The organism is Halobacillus karajensis, from assembly GCF_900108515.1.
GTDB lineage: Bacteria > Bacillota > Bacilli > Bacillales > Halobacillaceae > Halobacillus > Halobacillus karajensis.
Genome location: NZ_FNWW01000002.1, coordinates 129,877 through 145,010, shown reverse-complemented (window position 1 = coordinate 145,010; position 15,134 = coordinate 129,877). Strand labels below are relative to the sequence as shown.

The 15,134-nt window shown below is 42.1% G+C and carries 19 protein-coding genes; 1 reads left to right on the top strand and 18 read right to left on the bottom strand.

Annotated features, from left to right (window positions below):
• Window positions 1–27: 27 nt before the first annotated feature.
• Window positions 28–1,317, bottom strand: a complete 1,290-nt coding sequence (locus BLW54_RS05685) for an ArsB/NhaD family transporter (protein WP_035509317.1) — start codon at window positions 1,315–1,317, stop codon at window positions 28–30.
• 125 nt (window positions 1,318–1,442) lie between these two features.
• On the opposite strand from BLW54_RS05685, the gene BLW54_RS05680 reads away from it, so the two are divergent.
• On the top strand, window positions 1,443–1,829 hold the full coding sequence (locus tag BLW54_RS05680; protein ID WP_035509320.1) for a TIGR04086 family membrane protein: 387 nt from the start codon (window positions 1,443–1,445) through the stop codon (window positions 1,827–1,829).
• A 55-nt stretch (window positions 1,830–1,884) separates the two neighbouring features.
• Here BLW54_RS05680 and yajC read toward each other — a convergent pair whose 3' ends face one another.
• The 17 genes from yajC to rpmA all read right to left on the bottom strand — a co-directional run bounded on the left by yajC (window position 1,885) and on the right by rpmA (window position 15,122).
• Window positions 1,885–2,142, bottom strand: a complete 258-nt coding sequence (gene yajC / locus BLW54_RS05675) for a preprotein translocase subunit YajC (RefSeq protein ID WP_035509322.1) — start codon at window positions 2,140–2,142, stop codon at window positions 1,885–1,887.
• Window positions 2,143–2,157: 15 nt separating this feature from the next.
• Window positions 2,158–3,294 (bottom strand): tRNA guanosine(34) transglycosylase Tgt, encoded by a 1,137-nt coding sequence (gene tgt / locus BLW54_RS05670; RefSeq protein WP_074733416.1) that lies wholly within the window; start codon window positions 3,292–3,294, stop codon window positions 2,158–2,160.
• Window positions 3,295–3,328: 34 nt separating this feature from the next.
• Window positions 3,329–4,354, bottom strand: a complete 1,026-nt coding sequence (queA, locus tag BLW54_RS05665; protein ID WP_035509326.1) for a tRNA preQ1(34) S-adenosylmethionine ribosyltransferase-isomerase QueA — start codon at window positions 4,352–4,354, stop codon at window positions 3,329–3,331.
• A 31-nt stretch (window positions 4,355–4,385) separates the two neighbouring features.
• Complete coding sequence (locus BLW54_RS05660) at window positions 4,386–4,583, bottom strand: DUF2905 domain-containing protein (RefSeq protein ID WP_035509327.1); 198 nt, start codon at window positions 4,581–4,583, stop codon at window positions 4,386–4,388.
• Window positions 4,580–5,581: a Holliday junction branch migration DNA helicase RuvB gene (ruvB, locus tag BLW54_RS05655; protein ID WP_035509806.1), complete on the bottom strand. Its 1,002-nt coding sequence runs from the start codon at window positions 5,579–5,581 to the stop codon at window positions 4,580–4,582. Before ruvB ends, BLW54_RS05660 begins: the two co-directional genes overlap by 4 nt.
• A gap of 18 nt (window positions 5,582–5,599) precedes the next feature.
• Window positions 5,600–6,217, bottom strand: a complete 618-nt coding sequence (gene ruvA, locus BLW54_RS05650; protein WP_035509329.1) for a Holliday junction branch migration protein RuvA — start codon at window positions 6,215–6,217, stop codon at window positions 5,600–5,602.
• 140 nt (window positions 6,218–6,357) lie between these two features.
• A complete protein-coding gene (locus BLW54_RS05645; protein WP_035509331.1) occupies window positions 6,358–6,921 on the bottom strand; it encodes a BofC C-terminal domain-containing protein in 564 nt (187 codons plus the stop codon).
• Between the two features lie 80 nt (window positions 6,922–7,001).
• Window positions 7,002–7,754: a YebC/PmpR family DNA-binding transcriptional regulator gene (locus tag BLW54_RS05640; RefSeq protein WP_035509334.1), complete on the bottom strand. Its 753-nt coding sequence runs from the start codon at window positions 7,752–7,754 to the stop codon at window positions 7,002–7,004.
• 99 nt (window positions 7,755–7,853) lie between these two features.
• Window positions 7,854–8,402 (bottom strand): YhcN/YlaJ family sporulation lipoprotein, encoded by a 549-nt coding sequence (locus tag BLW54_RS05635; protein ID WP_035509337.1) that lies wholly within the window; start codon window positions 8,400–8,402, stop codon window positions 7,854–7,856.
• Between the two features lie 70 nt (window positions 8,403–8,472).
• Window positions 8,473–9,210, bottom strand: coding sequence for an NAD(+) synthase (gene nadE / locus BLW54_RS05630; RefSeq protein WP_035509338.1), 738 nt, complete (start codon window positions 9,208–9,210; stop codon window positions 8,473–8,475).
• A gap of 34 nt (window positions 9,211–9,244) precedes the next feature.
• Complete coding sequence (locus BLW54_RS05625; RefSeq protein ID WP_035509340.1) at window positions 9,245–10,204, bottom strand: aminoglycoside phosphotransferase family protein; 960 nt, start codon at window positions 10,202–10,204, stop codon at window positions 9,245–9,247.
• Window positions 10,194–11,234 (bottom strand): SafA/ExsA family spore coat assembly protein, encoded by a 1,041-nt coding sequence (gene safA / locus BLW54_RS21135; protein WP_074733415.1) that lies wholly within the window; start codon window positions 11,232–11,234, stop codon window positions 10,194–10,196. Before safA ends, BLW54_RS05625 begins: the two co-directional genes overlap by 11 nt.
• A 171-nt stretch (window positions 11,235–11,405) precedes the next feature.
• Complete coding sequence (pheA, locus tag BLW54_RS05615) at window positions 11,406–12,281, bottom strand: prephenate dehydratase (protein WP_035509345.1); 876 nt, start codon at window positions 12,279–12,281, stop codon at window positions 11,406–11,408.
• Between the two features lie 13 nt (window positions 12,282–12,294).
• Window positions 12,295–12,744 (bottom strand): transcriptional regulator ThrR, encoded by a 450-nt coding sequence (gene thrR / locus BLW54_RS05610; protein ID WP_035509347.1) that lies wholly within the window; start codon window positions 12,742–12,744, stop codon window positions 12,295–12,297.
• A gap of 15 nt (window positions 12,745–12,759) precedes the next feature.
• On the bottom strand, window positions 12,760–14,043 hold the full coding sequence (obgE, locus tag BLW54_RS05605; RefSeq protein WP_035509348.1) for a GTPase ObgE: 1,284 nt from the start codon (window positions 14,041–14,043) through the stop codon (window positions 12,760–12,762).
• Window positions 14,044–14,057: 14 nt separating this feature from the next.
• Complete coding sequence (locus BLW54_RS05600) at window positions 14,058–14,576, bottom strand: Spo0B domain-containing protein (protein ID WP_244153484.1); 519 nt, start codon at window positions 14,574–14,576, stop codon at window positions 14,058–14,060.
• A gap of 255 nt (window positions 14,577–14,831) precedes the next feature.
• Window positions 14,832–15,122, bottom strand: a complete 291-nt coding sequence (gene rpmA, locus BLW54_RS05595) for a 50S ribosomal protein L27 (RefSeq protein ID WP_035509352.1) — start codon at window positions 15,120–15,122, stop codon at window positions 14,832–14,834.
• Window positions 15,123–15,134: the final 12 nt, after the last annotated feature.

Below are 15,134 nucleotides of genomic sequence, written 5' to 3'. Positions count from 1 at the left end.
TAGTTAACATCACCTAATTTTACTGTTTTATGATAGAAATGGGAGTAAATACCGAAGCCACACATAAATAGTCGCAATGATTAACGACAAAATTAACACAGGGAATCCATATAGAGAGAACTTCAAGAAAGGGATAGGCTTATTATGGCTGGCAGCAAGTCCGGCTACTACTACATTGGCAGAAGCACCAACGAGCGTGCCATTTCCTCCAAGGCATGCTCCAAGGGCCAATGACCACCAAACAGGATCCACGTTCATCATCCCGTATCCTTGCAGCTCTTGCACCACCGGAATCATCGCAGCAACAAAAGGGATATTATCGACAATCCCAGAAAGGATCCCCGCGCTCCATAACATCACCATAGAGGTTACAGGCATATCTCCACCTGAGATCCAAACCATTCCTCTGGCTAACTCATCGATTATTCCCACCGTTTCTAATCCACCCACAAGCATAAATAATCCCATAAAGAAAAACAATGTCACCCATTCAACTTCCTGAAAGACATGTTCTACGTCCAATTCTTTCTCTGACAAAAACAATAACAATAGTGCCCCACTGACTGCTATCGTAGTAATATCCATGTGAACAATAGGATGCATCATAAATCCGAGGATGGTCAGAAGCATGACAGAGATGGACTGAATAAGTAGTGGAGTTATTTTCAAGTGCTCTTTAGCGTCCATTTTCATCAAATTTTCAGCTAATTCTTTATCGTAGGTCAACCCTTTGCGGAATAACAGAATCACCCCAGTGGTAACGAGGAAGAAAATGATAACTACCACCGGTCCTAAATGATAAAGAAAAGAGACAAAGCTGAAATGATCAACGGCCTGTCCAATCATTATATTGGGGGGATCTCCGATCAATGTAGCCGTCCCTCCAATATTTGAACTAAAAATAGTCAGGATTAAATACGGAAATGCAGGAAGTTTTAAGCGTTCTACAAGGGATAGTAACACAGGAACAAATAATAGTACGGTAGTGACATTATCCAAAAAAGCAGATCCCACAGCAGTGAAAAGAGCCGTTACGATTAACAGCGGTACAGGTCGCCCCTTCACAAGCTGGGCCAACCAGATAGCCATAAACGTAAATATTCCAGTCTTCTTCGTTATAGAAACGAGCACCATCATTGAGAAGAGTAGCGCGACTGTCTCCCAATCAATGAATCCAAAAGCTTGTTCCCACTCGTAAACTTTAGTCATCAATAAAAGGACTCCACCTGCAATAGCAACTAGTGCCCGATTCAACTTTTCTGTCATAATCAGTACATAGCTAGCTACGAAAATAAGTAATGCAAGTACAGTTGACATAGATCTTCCCCTTTTTTGGACGGACTTTACTTATACATATTCAAGTCCTTCGGAAAATATCTACTTCTATCTATAGAGATTTCATGCATATAGTTTAAGTGACAAGCTAATTAAGGAGGGATGAGATGAAAAAGTTAATATCAGGAGTTTTGGGATACGGTATCGGGTCTATTCTTATTTTGATGATTGTATTTGCGGGAGTATTAGCGGCCCTCCTCAAATTTACGGGGATGGAGTATGAGACCCTTAATCAAATGGCTTTAGTTGCCGGAATCAGCATTCTTGCCATCGGAGGAATGCTGGCTGCTTATAAAGGGGAACAAAAGGGGTGGCTATCTGGAGGAATGACCGGTCTGATTTTTGTTAGTGCCATGATCTTATTCCAAGTTATATTTGAGAACGCATGGGTTTCCCTGCCTCAGCTAAGTTATTTCGGGGGATTACTTCTTGCCGCCTGGCTTGGTGGAATGATTGGGGTGAACCTGCCACGGAGGGGGACAGCGAAAAGATAAATTCCTAAGTGCGAAAAATCCCGCTACCATTTATGTAGCGGGATTGCGTTTCCAATTAGCTCAATTTTTCGCGTACAGAAGAACGATCGAATTTCATTTGAGTACCATCTTGTACAGTAATCACAAGTGTACCCTCATCTATAGCATGAATCGTTCCGTGTAATCCTCCAATGGTTATAACTCTATCACCCTTTTGAAGATCCGACTGCATTTGTTGTACTTGTTTCTGTTTCTTTTGCTGTGGACGAATCAATAGGAAATAGAAAATGACAAACATTAGAATTATCGGTAATAACCCCACTAATGTATCCATTTATGTTCCCCCTTTCTAAAAGTTCTTTGCGTTTGGTTTGTTGAACCCATACATTTCAAAGAATTCTTCTCTAAAGTCACCGAGTCGATCTTCTCTAATGGCTTCACGCACTCGCCCCATTAATTTTAACAGAAAATAAAGATTATGATAAGTCGTAAGTCTGAAACCAAATGTTTCATTCGCTTTAACCAAATGACGAATGTATGCCCTGCTGTAATTACGGCATGTATAGCAGTCACAATTTTCATCAATTGGCCGGAAGTCACGTGCGTATTTAGCATTACGGACGACAAGCCTTCCCTCTGATGTCATCAGTGTGCCGTTTCTTGCAATCCTTGTAGGAAGGACACAATCAAACATGTCAATCCCCCGTATACTGCCATCAATCAACGAATCTGGTGAGCCAACTCCCATAAGGTAACGTGGTTTTTGGTCTGGCAAGAAAGGAGTCGTAAATTCAAGCACACGGTTCATGACATCCTTTGGTTCCCCGACGGAAAGCCCGCCGACTGCATATCCCGGAAAGTCCATAGATGTTAAGTCTTGCGCACTTTGACGACGCAAATCCTCATACTCTCCTCCTTGAATAATACCGAACAAACCTTGGTTATGAGGGCGTTGATGAGCCTCCAAGCAGCGTTCTGCCCAACGGCTCGTACGTTCTACTGAATCCTTCATATACTTATGCTCAGCAGGATAAGGAGGGCACTCATCAAAAGCCATCATAATATCTGCCCCAAGAGAGTTTTGGATATGCATCGCTTTTTCAGGGGAAAGGAAAAGTTTTTCTCCACTGATATGATTGCGAAAATGGACTCCTTCCTCTTCTATCTTCCGGAGATCACTTAAACTAAAGACTTGAAATCCTCCAGAATCAGTAAGGATCGATCCATTCCAATTCATAAATTCGTGAAGACCACCCGCTTCTTCGACAATGTCTTCACCAGGGCGAAGCCATAAATGATAGGTGTTTGAGAGGATAATTTGTGCTCCCATTCGCTCCAGCTCATCAGGACTCATCGTTTTTACTGTTGCTAACGTCCCGACAGGCATGAACATGGGTGTCTCAAAAGATCCGTGGGGAGTATGAACCTTCCCAAGACGTGCTCCTGTTTGTTTACATGTTTTGATTAATTCATATGTGATTGCCATTATTTCTATCCTTTCTTACTCTTGACCTAAAAACTCACTTAATGAACATCGCGTCTCCGAAGCTGAAAAATCGATACCTTTCTTTTACAGCTTCCTGATAGGCTTCTAAAATAAAGTCACGTCCAGCAAATGCACTAACTAGCATGATTAAGGTGGACTTCGGTAAATGGAAGTTTGTAATCAATCCATCAATCGCTTTTAACTGTTGTGGGGGATAAATGAAGATATCCGTCCAGCCCTTAGCTTCTTTAAAGATACCATGATCACGAATGATTGTTTCAAGCGTCCGTGTGGAAGTGGTGCCCACAGAAATGATTCGACTGCCTCTGTCTTTGACTGCGTTTAACTGAGTGGCTGTATCCTCATTCAGCTGATAGAACTCCGCGTGCATATCGTGTTCCTCGATCTGATCCACGTTGACCGGTCGGAAAGTACCCAGCCCGACATGCAAGGTTAAATAGGCAATCTCCACGCCTCTATTCTGCAGTTCATCTAGTAATTCATTAGTAAAGTGCAAACCGGCCGTTGGAGCTGCAGCTGATCCTTCTTCTTTAGCATAGACTGTCTGGTATCGATCTCTATCTGAAAGCTGTTCCTTTATATAAGGTGGTAAGGGCATTTCTCCCAATGACTCTAACACTTCAAGAAAAATACCTTCATACTCGAATCTCACTTTACGCCCGCCATGGTCTTGTAGATCCGTACATTCGGCCACAAGCTTCCCTTCTCCGAAAACTATTTTCGTCCCAATTTTGACTTTCTTGGCAGGTTTAACCAAAACCTCCCACTCGTCTTCTTTTGTTTGATGAAGAAGCAAAACTTCAACTTTCCCTCCAGTCCCTTCTTTCGATCCATAAAGTCGGGCTGGCAAAACCTTCGTATCATTCAGTACGAGGCAGTCTCCTTCTACTAAGTAATCGGTAATCTGAGAAAAGTGCCGGTGCTCAATCGTTTGTTCCTGACGATCACAAATCATGAGGCGTGAGGATGTCCGATCCTCTAATGGAACTTGAGCAATCAGCTCTTCCGGCAATTCAAAGTCATATTGCTTAATATCCATGTGAATCCCCTATTCTGCAATGTATAATAAATCAAAATTTCCTGATGAAATAAAAAAACAATGAAAGGATAATGCTTACAATGATCGAAGTCATGATCGGAAAATAAAAAGTGACATTCCCTTTCTTAAAACTGACGTCACCAGGTAGTTTACCAAAAAGGCTCCATAATACACCGACCAATATAAACACAATCCCTATTACAATAAAGATTTTCCCGAAGCCCGTCAAGAGCCAGGCACCTCCCTATTAAAGTGGGCATAAGCTCTTGGCGTCACTACTCTGCCCCTTGGTGTTCGTTGAATATAACCAATTTGTAATAGAAAGGGCTCATATACGTCTTCTATTGTCTGTGATTCCTCACCAATGGTTGCAGCGATGGTGTCTAACCCAACTGGGCCTCCTTGAAAGCTGTCCATAATTCCTTTTAGTAATTTATGGTCGATAAAATCTAATCCTTCTACATCGACTTGCAGCATTTCAAGTGCTTCCTGAGTCGTTTCTTTACTGATCACTGTTTCCCCTTTTACCTGGGCAATATCACGAACCCTCTTCAATAAGCGATTCGCAATTCTTGGCGTACCACGAGAACGACGAGCCACTTCTATGGCTGCTTCATAATCAATTTCTACGGAGAAAATCTCTGCTGTCCGTTCAACAATCGAGCAGAGGGCTTTTGTATCATAGTAATCCAATCGACTATGTACCCCGAAACGGTCTCGCAACGGGGCGGAAAGCAATCCTGCTCTTGTAGTAGCCCCTACTAACGTGAAAGGGGGGAGATCAAGTCGTACGGAGCGGGCACTTGGTCCTGATCCAACCACGATATCAAGACAAAAATCTTCCATCGCTGGATAAAGAACTTCTTCCACAGAACGAGGCAGGCGATGAATTTCATCAATAAAAAGAACATCTCCAGGCTCTAAGGAAGAAAGTATGGCCGCTAAATCACCAGCTCTTTCTATAGCTGGGCCTGCTGTCGTACGGAACTGAACACCCATTTCATTCGCAATAATAGACGCAAGGGTTGTCTTCCCGAGGCCTGGCGGACCATACAGTAATGCATGATCAAGTGGCTCATTTCGCATTTTCGCTGCTTCAATAAAGATTTGCAGGTTATTTTTCACTTGATCCTGCCCAATATACTGCTTCAGCGTTTCAGGTCTTAAACTAAGCTCTATTTCTTGATCTGCCTCCTGCTGTTCCCCTGATATCATGCGATCTTCCACCATTCATCCCTCCTCCCTTTAAGATTTCATTAATAATTGAAGGCCACGTCTTACATAATCATCTACTTTGCTGTGATTTGCTTTTTCAAGCTCGCTGCGAACAATTTTCACTTCTTTGTCTGTATAACCCAAAGCCTTCAGTGCTTCCATCGCATCATCCAATAAAGCTCGCTTCTGTTTTGACGTGATATCTTCCTGATAGAAAATTGTATCTTCATTCTCTTCATCAGGAAGCCACACAACCAACTTCCCTTTTAGATCAAGAATCATCTGTCGTGCTGTTTTTTTACCGACACCAGGGAACTTGGTTAAGTATTTATCATCTTCTTGTTCAATTGCTGATACAAATTCAGGTACACTTACTGTTCCAAGAATTGCTAAGGCCCCTTTTGGCCCAATCCCAGAGACATTTAGTAATTGCGCAAATAGTTGTTTGTCCTCTTTTTTCTTAAATCCATATAAACTCTGGTTATCTTCCCTAATATAGTGATAGGTATGTACTTTCACTTCCTTATTTAAAAAGTCTTGAAAATGAAATGGATTGGCACATAACACCTCATATCCGATCCCACTTATTTCTATCGTAATTGACCCCTCATCGAGTGTCATTAATTGTCCTTTCACATAACTAATCATCGTAAGAATCCCTCTCCACCCTTTATTGCTATCCTTCCTATTGTAACATACAAGCACATGTTCGCCCATTGGAAACAAAAGCCGTTTCCCCATAAATTGAAGAAAACAGCCACATTACCCTGCGGCTGTTTCTTCCCATTTTACACTTCATCTTGTTCAGAATATTGCCGGACGACTTGTTCAAAATGACGGTAATTTTTAATTTTGATTCCATCCTTAAGCTCGCTTTCTCGTTTCGACTCTAACGGCTTAATCGGAACAGGTTTAAAAGACTCTATGACTTTGCCTTCATTAGGCATCCCTTGGAATACAGCTAACTCGCCATCATCCGTCAATCCGAAATACCCTTGTTGTTTCGTCAATGGGGAGATATCTTCCACTTTTCTTTGAAAAACTACCCTGTCCATCTGTTGATCTTCAAGCGTCCATTCCTCATAGGAAGCCCAAAAATCCATCATCGACCAAATGGTTTCCTCTTTTTTGGTCGTTTCCGTTACTCCATCTATATAATGCTCCTTCAAAATTACCGTCAGTTTCAAAGGTTCGGGTTTCACTAGTGTTTTCACAGTATTTTCTTCTTTTACTTGTATGGTACGCTGGGATGTAATATCTTTGACGGTTTTCGGTGGAGTCTGATCAATGATCGTCCAGCTGATCATGGCAAATCCGATCGCTAAACCAACAATCAATGCCCATCGATTCATGACAGGTTCCCCCCTAATTAAAATAACTTCTGCACCTAGTGTGTCCAGGAACAGAAGTTATTATCATAGGAATAGGGGATTTACGATAAATTCTCCAGAATCGATTCATCCGCATCAAGGTTGTGATAGACTTCTTGAACATCGTCATTGTCTTCAAGCATGTCAATTAATTTCAACATTTTTTCTACACCTTCTTCTTCGAGCTCCGTATAAGTTTCAGGGATCATAGTTACTTCACTAGTTTTGAACTCATAACCACGGCTTTCTAAAACTTCCTTAACCTCAGAAAACGATTCAGGATTGGTGTAAATCTCAAACTGTTCTTCCGTCGTTTCCATTTCCTCTGCTCCTGCTTCAATAGCTTCAAGCATCATTTCTTCTTCATCAGCATCCGTGGTGGACCGATCGATGACAAGATAACCAGAGCGATTGAACATGAACGCTACACAGCCATTCTCCCCTAGATTACCTTCATTTTTATTAAAGGCATGACGGACGTCGGCAGCTGTACGGTTTTTATTATCTGTCAACACTTTAACCATAACAGCCACCCCGCCGGGACCATAACCTTCATAGGTGTATTCTTCATAATTGACGCCATCAAGATCTCCTGTCGCTTTCTTAATAGCACGATCAATATTATCTTTTGGCATATTATTGGACCTTGCTTTATCTACAGCTAAACGAAGGGCTGGATTCGTATCTTGATCGCCCCCTCCTTGTTTCGCCGCCATAAAAATTTCACGAGCAAGCTTCATGAAGAGTTTCCCGCGTTTCGCATCTTGAGCACCTTTTCGGTGCTTGATATTACTCCATTTTGAATGGCCAGCCATTGGACATTCTCCTCTCCCAAGCAAATCTTTGTATATAATGTACTTCAATACTTTTTAATATATCATAATCCCCTTAACTCTTAAAAGTAAGCTTTATTATCACTGATTAAAGAATTCACGAACCCTTTCTTTCAAGCGCTCAGGAGCCTCCGAAGAATTAACTCGTGAGTTAAAGTTCTTCATATTATCCCAATCATTATTATTGGTATAAACCGTCAGTTTTTTATCGGACACTTCCCTTACTTTCTCTTCGATTTTCTTAGGTATGGAGTCATCTCGAAGATCATAAGGGTTAATCATAACAGCCACATACATATGATCATCAGTGGAAAAAGCCTGGGTAGTAGTGACCTCTTTTAACTCATTCACCTTATCGACCACAGCCATTGCATCTTCATTATTAAAATCATTATCGTGAGATCGGTTTGTTTCGTTGTACTTGGATTTTCTATGTTCCTCTTCGGCTGTACGTTTAAAATAACTATCTTTTCCTATTGGAATATTCCCCCTCCGCTCTGTGCCTCCATCTTCCGCATATCCCAGCGGTTCATAGGGAGAGTCTTCTTCCTTTGATTCAGGAACTTCCTCTGGCTGACAAGCAATCATCAGCAAAGAAGCTAACATCATGATACTTATTATTTTCCACATAAAAACATTCTCCTTTTTACCCTTACTATGGGTGCAAGAAGAATGTTTTAGTCTGTCAATATTCGCCAGTTTATTTGGGAGGAGCAGGTGGCAGTTGACGTTTATGAGCAGATCTTTGGTGCAGAGATTCAATGATTCTCCGATCTTCTTCAGGGATTTCTTCCCCTTTCAAATGTCGATCAATCATAGCATAACTCGTTCCCATCTCATTTTCATCTGTCTGCCCTTCCCATAAACCTGCACTTGGCTGTTTATGGATGACCTCGTCAGGAACATCCAAGTATTCAGCCATTTCTCTCACTTCACCTTTAGTCAGATTAACAAGTGGAACTAGGTCAACGCCGCCATCCCCAAACTTCGTGAAGTATCCAGTATACCATTCTGCTGCATTATCTGTTCCTACAACTAAGTATTGATGATTTGTTGCAATCGTATATAATGTACTCATTCTTAAGCGAGCACGCAAATTCGCATCGGCCAGTTTTTCTTGTTCTTCATCAAACGTACCAGCTTCTTTCAGTTGCTGCTTAATGGTCGCAAACATTACTTCATGTGTTTTTGTAAGATCTACCGTTGTTACAGGAAGGTCACATGCTTCTACCACACTCTTCGCATGAGATTGGTCTTCTGACTGACTTTTACAAGGCATAATAACGCCCAAAGAATTTTCAGGGCATGCTCTTTTAATCAAGTTAGCTACTACTGCCGAGTCAATTCCACCACTGACCCCAACTAGCAGCCCTTCAACATTTGCTTGTTTGACTTGCTCCTGTAGCCATGTGACGAGTTTTTCAACTTTTTGTTCCACTGGATTGTTCATCCTTTCACACTATGATTTATAATCATAGCATATGTTCAGCATAACGGACAAACTTCTTGCGGTTCTCCCAAGATTTCTCCAGCTTTCTCATTTGGCGTGTCATCGAGGCTTCTTCTCTGATACTCTGCCTATAACCATATAACCACTCTCTTAAGATATCGGCCGGAACCAACACCCCTTTCCACCATATGTCCCTCTCTTTAAGATGAGTAAAATATTGTAACAGCGTTGACCTTCTTAGCTCAACATAAGGGAGAAAGCGCTGAGCCAGCTGGATGTAATCATAAAGGTGGGGCCCTGTGTGCAAAAGGTCGAAGTCAATCATCTTAATTCTTTTCTCTCCATCAATCATAAAATTGTGATGAGCGACATCCCCGTGAAGCCATTCATGATTTTCCCAGGCCCTTTCCTCCACCTCTCCCCATGGGTGATCAGTAAATTCCTCCAGACGTTTACTCATACATGTACGTATTTCATTGAACATCTCTCTTTGTCTTAAATCAGTAAAAATATCTTTTGTATTTTCAAATTGTTCTAAACGCCTTTCCCACTTTATATAAAGCGGATCTTTAGGGATCGAGAGTACCGCAATCCCTTTTGTTGTCCGGTGAAAATGGTGGAGAATACGTATTGCTTGTTTCCGATCACGGTGCCGAGAAAAATCCGCATGCCTTCCCTCTACCCGCTCAAATAATGCCCACTCACATCCGAGCTTACTCTTTGTATAAACTCGATCGTAAAAAGGAATTGGTTTTGCCGCCACTTTGCCGGCATAATTCCAATGCTCAAAAAACTCGATTTGTTGTTCAATGACATGTATTCTACGGTATCCCTTCAGGATAAAAGGGCGCCCTTTATAGCGTACTTTATAAACTTTAGGCTTAATCGTCCGTTCATACTCAATTGGTAACTCTTCTTCCATTTGCATCCATTGAAAAAGGCGATCCGTGTATGAATCGCCCATTCGATGTTCAGCTTTCATCTACATCATCGTCCCTCCAAGGCTGCTGAAACCCTTGGTCCATTTGCTGCGGGTTCCACTGGCCCATCTGCTGAGGGGATGGCTGACCCCAGCCTTGGTGTGGTTGACCCCATCCCATGTGTGGAGGTTGTTGAGTTCCATATCCCATCGGTGGCTGCATCCCTCCGTAAGGAGCTTGCTGCCATGGTTGTTGGTATCCGTGATGGTGGTGAGGGTGTCCCCATGGCCCCATCATGGGTCCATGTCCCTGCGGCTCCTGCTTTCCTCCTCCACAACCGCAATCTCCCGCTGCTTGCATGCCTTGGACCAAATCATCCTCTGATTCATCGTCCATCATGTGCATTGGCTGTTGCATTGGCATTGGCTGCTGCATAGGTTGCTGCATAGGTTGCTGCATTGGCATTGGCTGCTGATGCATTGGCATGTGCATCGGCATCATTACTGGATGAGGCGGGCAGCAATAAAAATCTGTATGCACTAGTTTTGGTTGCATTGGAGGGCTATAAGGCATTTGCGGTTGTTGCATCGGGGCCATCTCTGTCCCTTTTACCTCTTCTTTCGGGGACTCTTCAGGCTCCGCTTCCTCTTCCTTTTGGGGCATCGGCATTTGTGGTAAATGGAAAGTCGTATAATAATTCTGCATTTGCTGATCAATACTTGGCATCGTAATCGGCATATTCATATTAATCGGCTGCATTGGCTTCATCGGTTTTTCCATAGGCCCTTTGGGTACTGGTTTCTTTTCATCTTCTTTAATGGATGGAATTGGTTTAGGTGACGTATCTTTATACGGCTGTTGAATAGGTGCTTCTTTCTTAGGAGCAGGCGCTGTTTGTTTAGGTGCTTCTTTCTTAGGAGCTTCTTTTTTCACTTGCTTTTTACCTTGAGGGACTTTGATTTTCATACCCGGCATAATCATATCAGGATTGGAAAGCTGGGTATTCATGGATTTCAACTGATCAAAGTCGACCCCATACTTCTTGGCAATGTTCCAAAGTGTATCTCCTTTTTGTACAATGTGAATTCTCACATCTGCAACTCCCTTCCTGTAATTCTAAAAAACAATAAGACAATAATAGCTTCATAATACTCTATGCAACCCAAGCCAAAACATTGATGAAAAAGCCTATAATATTTTCGATAAAAATATAAACAAACCCCTGAATCCCTATTAAATAAGGGATTCAGGGGTTTTTGGGGGTCAAGCTTTTTGAACAGGAGACGGCACATCAACTTGGTAACTCGGGTATGTTCCGAGCACCTTTAATTGGCAGCCCAACGCTTCCAGTTCGGCTTGCACGCCTGGGAATAATACCTGATCATAAGGCTGGTCAACATCTATTAAGAAAAAATAGTTACCTAGCCCTGTCTTCAACGGCCTGGATTCAATTTTAGATAAATTCATTTTCCTCCATGCAAAAGCAGCTAAAACCTGATGAAGTGCTCCTACATAGTCTTTTGGCAATGTCACCATCACTGTCGTTTTATGCTTGGTGATTGGATGGTCTTTCACTTTCAAAGTGGTTGGGACTTTCTGTATAACCGCAAATCGAGTGTGGTTATTATCATAATCATGAATATCTGTATCGATAAATTTCAGTCCGTTTTGCTCGGCAGCTAAGTGATTAGCTATCGCTGCTACTCCCGGACCTTCACTAGCCACGATTTCTGCCGCCTTACCCGTTGAATTCGTATATTCCAAGTCAGCGTTCGGAAAATGATTGTGCAAGTACTGATGACATTGCGCAATAGCATGACTGTGTGAATAAACTTTCTTGATCTCCTCTTCGTGATGATTCGAATGAACCAAGAGGTGCTGTTTAATAGGAACTGTGAGTTCTGCAATAATTGACTGATTTACTTGATGAACAAAATAGTCAATTGTCAAATGAACAGACCCTTCAATTGCGTTTTCAATGGGTACAACAGCCGTGCTAATCTCGCCTGATTCTACAGCATCCAGACATGCAGGAATATTCTCATAACCAACGAACATCCCTTCTTCAAATAAAGCATCAACCGCCATTTTTGTAAAAGTCCCTTTTGGTCCTAAATATCCAATCCGTTGTTCCGACATGTTTTCCCCTCCATTAAGCTCCCGTGCTTAAAATTTCTACACGATCTACAAAATCTAATTTATGCAATTGCTGCAGTAATTTTTCTATGCTGTTCTCCATCCCTGATGTGTTCAAAGAAAGAGTAACATTGGCTTTCCCCTGAAGAGGAATTGTCTGATGAATGGTTAAAACATTACAACCTGACTTAGCCACAGTCATTAACAAATTCGACAGCGTCCCTTTTCGATCTTCCAGATGAAAGAACAATGTTATCATCTGTTCTTTTACCATCGCTTGAAAGGGAAAAACGGCATCCCTATATTTGTAAAACGCACTACGGGACAAACCCACTTGCTGAACGGCCTCAAAAATCGATTCCACTTTGCCCCGCTCTAATAATTCTTTTGCTTCAATTGTTTTCATCATAGCTTCGGGAAGGATATCGCTACGGACTAAATAAAATTTTTCATTATAATCCGCCATGAAAAACTCTCCCCTCTAATCAACAAATTCAAATTCATAATCAAGCAAGCGAACTGTATCGCCATCTTTCGCCCCACGCTTTCTGAGCGCTTCATCTACACCCATGCCTCGCATTTGACGTGCAAAACGATTAATGGATTGATCTCTTGTGAAATCGGTTCTTCTGAATAGAGACTCTATTTTCTCTCCATACAGGACGTAGGCCCCATCATCAGCACGCGTGACTTTAAATGGCGCATCTTCTTTTTCAAATTTGTAGATGACCCGTTCATCTACTTCCTCGATTTGTTCTTCCTGCTTCGGTATTTCTTCAAGTCTATCTGCTACCGCATACAATAATTCATCCAGACCATCTCGTGTGACCGTAGAAATTGGATAAATCGCTGCATCATTATCCCCGAGCTGTTCTTTAAACAGTTCCAGGTTCTCCTTTGATTCGGGCATATCCATTTTATTTGCGACAATTATTTGAGGCCGGTTTTCCAGACGTTTATCATACGAAGATAATTCATTATTGATGGTGACATAATCCTCATATGGGTCACGCCCTTCCATTCCAGACATATCAATAACATGCAAAAGCAAACGAGTTCTTTCAACATGGCGAAGGAACTGGTGACCCAGACCTACCCCCTCATGTGCACCTTCGATTAGCCCCGGTAAATCGGCCATGACAAAGCTACGGTGATCCTGACTTTCAACTACCCCTAAGTTTGGGGAAAGTGTTGTGAAGTGATAATCAGCGATTTTTGGTTTCGCAGCCGTTACTACTGATAGGAATGTTGACTTTCCGACACTTGGAAACCCAACTAAGCCAACATCTGCCAATAATTTCAATTCCACAACTACATCAAGCTCTTCCCCTGGTTCACCATTTTCAGCAATTTCAGGAGCTGGGTTTCTCGGAGTAGCGAAACGAGCATTCCCACGTCCACCACGCCCCCCTTTGGCGATAACTGACCTTTGCTTATGCTCCGTTAAATCTGCAATTACTTTATCCGTTTCGGCTTCTTTAACTGTTGTTCCAGGTGGGACGCTCACAATTAGAGGTTCAGCATTTTTACCATGTTGTTTCTGATTCATGCCATTTTCCCCTCTAGCCCCTTTAAAATGGTGCTGGTAGCGAAAATCCATTAATGTATTAAGGCCTTCATCCACTTCAAAAATGACATCCCCGCCATTTCCACCGTCACCGCCTGCCGGGCCTCCTCGGGGAACATACTTTTCACGACGGTACGCTACAAGACCATTCCCGCCGTCTCCACCTTTAACAAATACTTTAACCTGATCGACAAACATGTCTAATCACCTCTTCATTCTATCGTCATTTCAATAGAAAGTTCTTTACTTTCAAAAATCGTTGCGATGAAGCCTTGATCATTAAGCTTCTCTTTCAACCCTTCAGGTTCTTGGAAATATCCTTCCCATTCCCAGCTAAGTCCAAGCGTATCCTGACCGCCAACATAGATGGTTAACCTTCCTTCATAAAGTTCTTCATTTCCAATATGTCCATCCATGATTTCAATCATCCGTTTTCCATAAGCCTTCAATTGAATATCATGACGGGATAAATCAACTTCATTTCTCAAGTAATACCGAATTCGGTAAGCCTTATGTACCCAATTAAATGTCAATAGCCAAAGAGAAAATTCATCGGCACCGCTATTTAACAATTTGCGTTCCTCTTCTGCTTCCTCTATCACTTCTTTAATTTGCGATAATAAAGGTGCCTGCTTTCCAAGTGATGCATAACCTTGGATCAATTGAATTTGATTCATCCAGTCATGACGCTTATGCCTGAGTAGCGCAATGATCTCTTTCTCTTCCATCATTTCAGCTCCCTCGTTCACCCATAATAATAAAAAGTATAGCAAAAATCCAAGGAAACAAAAACATTCTATGAGAAACTGCACCCTTCAACATCTAAGGATACAAATAGGTACCATTCCATTAAAAATGTTGGGTGATAGAAGTTTCTGATACCGGGGCTTAGTTAGTTGATCATTTACTTTTGAAAGTTGAGAATATAGAAAAGCCGCGCTTCTGCGAAACGCAAAGCGCGGCTTTTTCCTGATGGAATTATTCGATTACGCTTCCTGTGCTACAGGATAAACGCTGACTTTTTTACGGTTACGTCCGTAACGTTCGAATTTAACAACACCATCCACTTTTGCGAACAATGTGTCGTCACCACCACGGCCAACATTCGCACCAGGGTAAACCTTCGTACCGCGTTGACGGTAAAGGATAGAACCAGCAGTTGCTTGTTGTCCGTCTGCACGTTTAGCTCCAAGACGTTTAGACTCGGAATCACGACCGTTTTTTGTACTACCTACACCCTTCTTTTGGGCGAAAAACTGCAAATCAAGACGTAGCATGAGTCTTCACCT

Excerpts from the sequence above, each read along its gene's own strand:
- BLW54_RS05685 (WP_035509317.1), bottom strand. The coding sequence starts at position 1,317 with ATGTCAACTGTACTTGCATTACTTATTTTCGTAGCTAGCTATGTACTG.
- BLW54_RS05680 (WP_035509320.1), top strand. The coding sequence starts at position 1,443 with ATGAAAAAGTTAATATCAGGAGTTTTGGGATACGGTATCGGGTCTATT.
- yajC (WP_035509322.1), bottom strand. The coding sequence starts at position 2,142 with ATGGATACATTAGTGGGGTTATTACCGATAATTCTAATGTTTGTCATT.
- tgt (WP_074733416.1), bottom strand. The coding sequence starts at position 3,294 with ATGGCAATCACATATGAATTAATCAAAACATGTAAACAAACAGGAGCA.
- queA (WP_035509326.1), bottom strand. The coding sequence starts at position 4,354 with ATGGATATTAAGCAATATGACTTTGAATTGCCGGAAGAGCTGATTGCT.
- ruvA (WP_035509329.1), bottom strand. The coding sequence starts at position 6,217 with ATGATTAGTTATGTGAAAGGACAATTAATGACACTCGATGAGGGGTCA.
- BLW54_RS05645 (WP_035509331.1), bottom strand. The coding sequence starts at position 6,921 with ATGAATCGATGGGCATTGATTGTTGGTTTAGCGATCGGATTTGCCATG.
- BLW54_RS05640 (WP_035509334.1), bottom strand. The coding sequence starts at position 7,754 with ATGGCTGGCCATTCAAAATGGAGTAATATCAAGCACCGAAAAGGTGCT.
- BLW54_RS05635 (WP_035509337.1), bottom strand. The coding sequence starts at position 8,402 with ATGTGGAAAATAATAAGTATCATGATGTTAGCTTCTTTGCTGATGATT.
- BLW54_RS05625 (WP_035509340.1), bottom strand. The coding sequence starts at position 10,204 with ATGAAAGCTGAACATCGAATGGGCGATTCATACACGGATCGCCTTTTT.
- pheA (WP_035509345.1), bottom strand. The coding sequence starts at position 12,281 with ATGTCGGAACAACGGATTGGATATTTAGGACCAAAAGGGACTTTTACA.
- thrR (WP_035509347.1), bottom strand. The coding sequence starts at position 12,744 with ATGGCGGATTATAATGAAAAATTTTATTTAGTCCGTAGCGATATCCTT.
- obgE (WP_035509348.1), bottom strand. The coding sequence starts at position 14,043 with ATGTTTGTCGATCAGGTTAAAGTATTTGTTAAAGGTGGAGACGGCGGG.
- BLW54_RS05600 (WP_244153484.1), bottom strand. The coding sequence starts at position 14,576 with ATGATGGAAGAGAAAGAGATCATTGCGCTACTCAGGCATAAGCGTCAT.
- rpmA (WP_035509352.1), bottom strand. The coding sequence starts at position 15,122 with ATGCTACGTCTTGATTTGCAGTTTTTCGCCCAAAAGAAGGGTGTAGGT.